The following is a 6,247-nucleotide window of genomic DNA, read 5'->3' on the forward strand; positions in this document are numbered from 1 at the left end:
TACAACGGTAAACATGGCTACGGTCGCAACCGGCTAACGCAGCCACTTCCGAAACAGTTCGGTCTGGATGTGCCAGATCGCAAATCTTATGGTCTAGAGGCGTCACAATTAAACTCCTTAATCGAAACCTGCAACATATTGAGTGTATCACGGCTGTCGAAAGCTGAGCCATATTTTGACCTCCAGGTACTAGACAATAACTGCTACGTGACTGCTGACGGGGCGATTCATCACAACAGCGGTAAGACGTGGGTAGGGTGCGGCGGTATCTGCAAGGGCATGTGGGAGTTTCCGCGTATTAACCAGGGCTACTTTGCGCCGACTTATCCGCAGATCCGCGATATTTTTTACCCGACGGTCGAGGAAGTGGCGCACGACTGGGGGATGCGCGTCCAGATCAACGAGGGCAACAAAGAGGTGCATTTTTACGCCGGCCGGCAGTACCGCGGAACGACGATCTGTCGATCGATGGAAAAGCCGGAAACTATCGTCGGTTTTAAAATCGGTAACGCGCTGATCGACGAGCTCGACGTGATGAAAAAGGAGAAGGGACAAAAGGCCTGGCGAAAAATCATCGCGCGTATGCGTTACAAGGTGGACGGGCTGCGCAACGGGATCGACGTCACCACGACGCCGGAAGGGTTTAAATTCGTTTGGCTCCAGTTCGTCAAAGAGGTACGCGACAAGCCGGAGCTGGCGACGCTGTACGGCCTTGTGCAGGCGTCGACATTCGACAACGAAAAGAACCTGCCGCCGGATTACATTCCCTCGCTGATGGGGAGCTATCCGCCGGAGCTGATTAAAGCCTACCTGCGCGGGCAGTTTACCAACCTGACGAGCGGCACCATTTACCACCAGTTCGATCGCCGTTTGAACAACTGCGACGAGGTGGAGCAGCCCGGCGAGCCGCTTTATATCGGGATGGACTTCAACGTCGGCAAGATGGCCGGCATTGTTCACGTTCTGCGCCTGGGGCTGCCATGTGCGGTTAACGAAATCATCAACGCGTACGACACCCCCGACATGATCCGCATCATCAAGGAACGTTTCTGGCTCTACGATGGTGCTGATTATCGCAAAGTGCGGGAAATCTACATCTACCCGGATGCGTCAGGTGACTCGCGCAAATCCAGCAATGCCAGCCTGACAGATATCGCTCAGCTAAAGCAGGCTGGGTTTAATGTGGTGGTGAATGCCGCTAACCCTCCAGTGAAAGATCGAATTAATGCGATGAATGCGATGTTTTGTAATGGCAGTGGCGAGCGTCGCTATAAAGTCAATGTGAAGCGTTGCCCGATTTATACCGAATGCCTGGAGCAGCAAATCTGGGATGAAAAGACAGGTGAGCCGGATAAAAAATCAGACAATGACCACCCCAACGATGGCGCCGGTTATTTTATCCAGAAACAGTTCCCCATTGTTAAACCTGCCGGAAAGGTCACCAAATTACGGATGTAATCACCATGCCTGATATTTCAACACCTAATCTTGATTATAACGATATGGTCGAAGCCTGGGACATCAACGATGCGTTGATGGGCGGCACGCTTAATATGCGCAGGCTGGGCGAAACATATATGCCCCGCTGGCCGAATGAAGACAAGGAGGATTATAAAAAACGGCTGGCTGTTGCAACATTGCTTCCTGCCTATGAGGAAACAATAAAGCAGGATATTGGCCGCGTGTTTGCTGAGCCGACTGTTTTAAGCGAAGAAACGCCTGAGCAGATAAAAAAACTCACACCAAATATCGATCTGGAAGGAAATAGGCTCGATGTATGGGCGCAAGAATTCTTTTCTATCGGGTTTCAGTATGGCCTAGCTCATGCGCTTGTCGATTTTCCTCGCGTGAACAAGGATGAGGTAAAAACGAAAGCCGATGAGAAGGCTGCAGGTAGCCGCCCATACGTCACCATGCTCAATCCGCGACAGGTTATTGGCTGGAAGTCGAAGGTGGTGAAGGGAAAGGTGGTGCTGACCGACTTACGCATCAAAGAGGTGATCATCGTTGATGGTGATGATTACGGGCAGACAAAAGTTGAGCAGATTCGCCACATCATGCCCCGAAAGGTGGAAATTTACCGAAAAAGCAAAGGCGATTCTGGTGAGAGCGTTTGGGCTATTTTCGAAGAGTGGGAAACCAGCCGTGATGATATTCCTCTTGTGACGCTCTACACCAAGCGCACGGGGTTCATGCGCGGCTCTCCTCCGCTGCTGAATTTGGCATTGCTGAACATCAAGCACTGGCAGAGCCAAAGTGAGCAGGACAACATTCTGCATGTCGCCCGGGTGCCGATCCTCAGTGTTTATGGCCTTGAAGAAGGGCAAGAGTTAACTGTGGGGGCATCAAGTGCCGCACGCTTTAGTGACAGGCAAAAACAGGGGATCGAGTACACCGAGCACACAGGCTCAGCTATTGGGGCTGGTAAAACCTCTATTGACGATCTTGAACAACAAATGCGGCAGGCTGGCGCCAAATTATTGCGCGCAGAAAATACCTCCACAAAATCGGTAGATCAGACCAACGAGGAAAAGATGCAAGAGAACTCGCCGCTATTCACAATGGCGAGCTCCCTCGAAGATGCTCTCGATAATATCCTGCAAATAATGGCCGAATGGCTGGGCTTGCCTTCGGGCGGTAATGTTGATGTGCGCACAGAGCTAGAGACGGAAGCGCAATCTATCGACGCACAATCAGCGTTGGCGATCCAGTCATTGCGACAGGGGGGAGACATTCGCTTTATTGATGCTGTGCGCGCTTACCAGCGGCTTCATATCATTGACCAAGACGCGAATCCTGAAGAGGTAATGGATGCGCTGATAAATCAGCCTCCTGATTTAATCAAGGAGTAGTGGCGATGGGAAAGATTAATGATCGCTTGCTCGATGAAACCTTGGCGCACGCACTCTTCGTTTCTCGCTACTCGACCGGCGTCGCTCGGCGAATGGTGAAAATTCTCGATCAAGCGGACGCCGAGCTTTCATCAAAATTGCTGATGGCGCTGGATGACCTGGATCCGCAGAGCTTCACTGTTCGCCGTCTTGATTCACTGCTGGCCGGTGTGCGGGATATCAACCGGCAGGTTTACCAGCGGCTTTACGGGGCGCTGAGCGACGAGCTGGGCGATTTTATCGGGTACGAGGGCGGTTTTCAGTTCAGCCTGTTTGACTCTCTGCTGCCCGACCTGGTGAAACAGCGTTACCCGCTTATCAGCCTGACACCGCAGCAAGTTTACGCCGCAGCGGTGGCGCGGCCGTTTCAGGGGCGTTTGCTCAGCGAATGGGCCGGCAAGTTGGAAAGCGACCGACTCCAGCGCATCAGTAACGCTGTGAGCCAGGGTTATCTGCAGGGTGAAACGACGGACCAGATTTATCGCCGGATCCGCGGCACTCGCGCCCGAAATTATCAGGACGGTGTTTTGCAAACTGGCCGGGCCAATGCAACCAGCGTGATAAAAACCGCCGTCAGCCATATGGCGGCTGTAGCGCGCACGGAATTCGCCCAGGCCAACGCCGACGTTATCGACTGCAAGCAATGGCTGGCAACCCTCGATAACAAGACGACGCCGACCTGCATCGTGCGCGATCGCCTGCGCTACACGCTGGACAACAAACCCATCGGCCACAGGGTGCCTTATGGCGCCGGGCCGGGGCGGATCCATTTCTGTTGCCGGTCAGTGGAAACGCTGGTGGTGAAATCGTGGCGAGCGCTGGGTATCGATGCCGATGAAATGCCGGCGGGCACGCGCGCCAGTATGGATGGCCAGGTGCCGGCGGAAACCAATTATCGGGACTGGCTCCAACGTCAGCCCTACCGGCGCCAGGTGGAGGTATTGGGCGAAACCCGCGCACGCTTGATGCGTGACGGCGGTATGCGGCCGGCGGAATTCTTCTCCGACAAAGGGGAGTGGCTAAGCCTGCAACAGCTGCGAGAAATTGATGAACGGGCGTTTTCGGATGCCGGACTATAGCGACCACCTTTGGGTGTTTTTTTTATTTCTGCCGCCGAGCGGATGCAAAGCGGTGAACAGTCGGATGACTACATCAAAGGTAACAACATGAAATTGAAAATCGTTGAAGTTAATGGGCAAAAACTGGCTGCTATCGATGACAAAGGCAATCCAATTTATGTCCATGATGACGGAAAAGAAATTGGATTCGATGCTTCCCAGGCTATCGGAAAGATTGCCTCTTTAAATGGTGAGGCAAAATCGCACCGAGAGGCAAAAGAAAGTGCCGAAGCTAATCTGGCTAAATTTGCCGGTATTACTGATCCGGCTAAAGCAATAGAGGCGCTCGAACTGGTAACCAAAATCGACCAGAAAAAGCTGATCGACGCAGGTGCAGTGGATCAAGTGAAGGCTGAAATCACCAAGTCGTTCCAGGCCCAACTGGACGAAGCAACAAATCAGAACAAGACCCTGCAGGATCAGCTCTACAAGGAGATGATCGGCGGCCGTTTCTCTGGCTCCAAATTCATCACCGATAAAATGGCGATCCCGGCTGATTTTGTTCAGGCGCGCTTTGGGCAGTCCTTCAAAATCGAAGAGGGCAAGGTTGTTGCCTATGACCCTTCCGGCAATAAAGTTTACTCGCGGGCTAAGCCGGGCGAACTGGCCGATTTCGACGAGGCGCTGGAGTTTTTGGTGGAGCAGTACCCGCAGAAGGATCACATCCTTAAGGCTTCTGGTAATTCGGGTGGAGGTTCGCAGCAATCGCAGCACCAGGCAGGGCAGAAAACCATGAAGCGCGATGCATTCGATTCGCTGGATATCACCGGCAAGAACGCAGCGCTAAAAGACGGGATCACTATCGTCGATTAACCACCTCACATTTTGCCGCCACCTGGAAAGGTGGTGGCGCCAGAGCTGGATAGCTCAACCAACCCTCATTTAAATATTCAAGGAAACCATAAATCATGGCTGGAAATACTCTTACCGGGTTGATCCCGACTATCTATACCGCTCTGGACGTTGTTTCACGCGAGCAGGTCGGTTTTATTCCCGCAGTGGCACGTAACACGAAGGCAGATCAGGCAGCCAAGGACCAGACTGTCACCGCGCCAGTTGCACCTGTTGCTAAAACGCTTGATATCGAGCCAGGTGCTACAGCTCCAGGCAATGGTCAGCAGGCTATTGGCAGCGTCGATGTGAAAATTACCAAGTCAAAAATGGCTCCGGTTCAATGGAACGGCGAAGAGCAGCTGGCGCTCGGCCCGGCGGGCACCTACAACACCATTCTGGCTGACCAGTTCAAACAGGCGTTCCGCGCGCTGGCAAATGAAGTTGATGCTGACTTAGGCGCCCTCTACTACGGTACCTCGCGCGCCGTTGGTACTGCTGGGAAGGCGCCATTCGGTGTGAAAGAAGACCTATCTGATGCGGCGTTGGCCCGACAGGTATTGTCGGATAATGGTTCACCAACAACTGACCTTCAAATGGTTCTTGGTTCCTCCGCGACGACAAATCTGCGTGGTAAACAGTCGGTGCTGTTCAAGGTGAATGAATCGGGTACTGAGCAGCTCTTGCGTGAGGGCGTTATCGGTCGACTGGAAGGGTTCAATATCCACGAGTCTGCCGGCGTAGCTCGAGTGGGGGCTGCTGCCGCTGCGGGTTATCTGGTTAATGGCGCCAAGAAAGAAGGCGACATTATCATCGCCATCGACACCGGCACTGGGAGCATTTCTGCCGGTCAGTTGGTGACGTTCGACGGCGATGAAAACCAGTACATGATTGCAGCAGCCACTGCGACAACGATCACTCTGGCAGCGCCTGGCCTGCGTCAGGATCTGGCTGATGATGCAAAAATCACCGTTATCGGTGGTTTTACCGCGAATATGGCATTTGATCGTAACGCGTTCCTGTTGGCAGCGCGCACACCGGCAATGCCAGAGGGGGGCGATACCGCTGATGATGTGATGAACGTTACCGATCCGGTATCCGGCATCACCTTCCAGGTGGCGCTGTATCGCCAGTACCGTCAGGTGCGCTATGAGGTCGGTTTGGCTTGGGGTGTCGCCTCCATTAAACCGGCGCATGCCGTAACGCTGTTGGGTTAAGACAACGATATTGTGAGGGGCTACGGCCCCTTTTCTCGGAGGATATATGGCTGGATTAACGAAAGAACAACGTGCGTTGCGTATCGCAGAAAAGCTTGCTGCTGAGCAGGCGAACATAAATAATCCTGAGCAGCAGGAGCAGCAGGAGCAGCAGGAGCAGCAGGAGCAGCAGGAGCAGCAGGAGCAGCAG

At 53.4% G+C, this 6,247-nt stretch carries 5 protein-coding genes; all 5 read left to right on the plus strand.

All coding sequences use genetic code 11. The features are described from left to right. The first annotated feature begins 207 nt into the window (after nucleotides 1-207). The 5 genes from WCL58_RS25105 (at nucleotide 208) to WCL58_RS25125 (ending at nucleotide 6,057) form a co-directional block, all read left to right on the plus strand. The gene (locus tag WCL58_RS25105) at nucleotides 208-1,458 is read left to right on the plus strand and encodes a terminase large subunit domain-containing protein (RefSeq protein WP_336851749.1); all 1,251 of its coding nucleotides are present in this window, start codon (nucleotides 208-210) and stop codon (nucleotides 1,456-1,458) included. Between the two features lie 5 nt (nucleotides 1,459-1,463). Then, nucleotides 1,464-2,852 (plus strand): DUF4055 domain-containing protein, encoded by a 1,389-nt coding sequence (locus WCL58_RS25110; protein ID WP_336851747.1) that lies wholly within the window; start codon nucleotides 1,464-1,466, stop codon nucleotides 2,850-2,852. Nucleotides 2,853-2,857: 5 nt separating this feature from the next. Next, entirely contained in the window at nucleotides 2,858-3,970 is a 1,113-nt protein-coding gene (locus tag WCL58_RS25115; protein WP_336851748.1) for a phage minor head protein, read from the plus strand. Nucleotides 3,971-4,057: 87 nt separating this feature from the next. After that, nucleotides 4,058-4,822 (plus strand): DUF6651 domain-containing protein, encoded by a 765-nt coding sequence (locus WCL58_RS25120; RefSeq protein ID WP_048795246.1) that lies wholly within the window; start codon nucleotides 4,058-4,060, stop codon nucleotides 4,820-4,822. Nucleotides 4,823-4,917: 95 nt separating this feature from the next. Beyond that, complete coding sequence (locus tag WCL58_RS25125; RefSeq protein WP_048795441.1) at nucleotides 4,918-6,057, plus strand: P22 phage major capsid protein family protein; 1,140 nt, start codon at nucleotides 4,918-4,920, stop codon at nucleotides 6,055-6,057. The last annotated feature ends 190 nt before the right edge of the window (nucleotides 6,058-6,247 follow it).

The organism is Serratia sp. TMDUHS_CL, assembly GCF_037137105.1.
Taxonomy (GTDB): Bacteria; Pseudomonadota; Gammaproteobacteria; order Enterobacterales; family Enterobacteriaceae; genus Serratia; species Serratia nevei.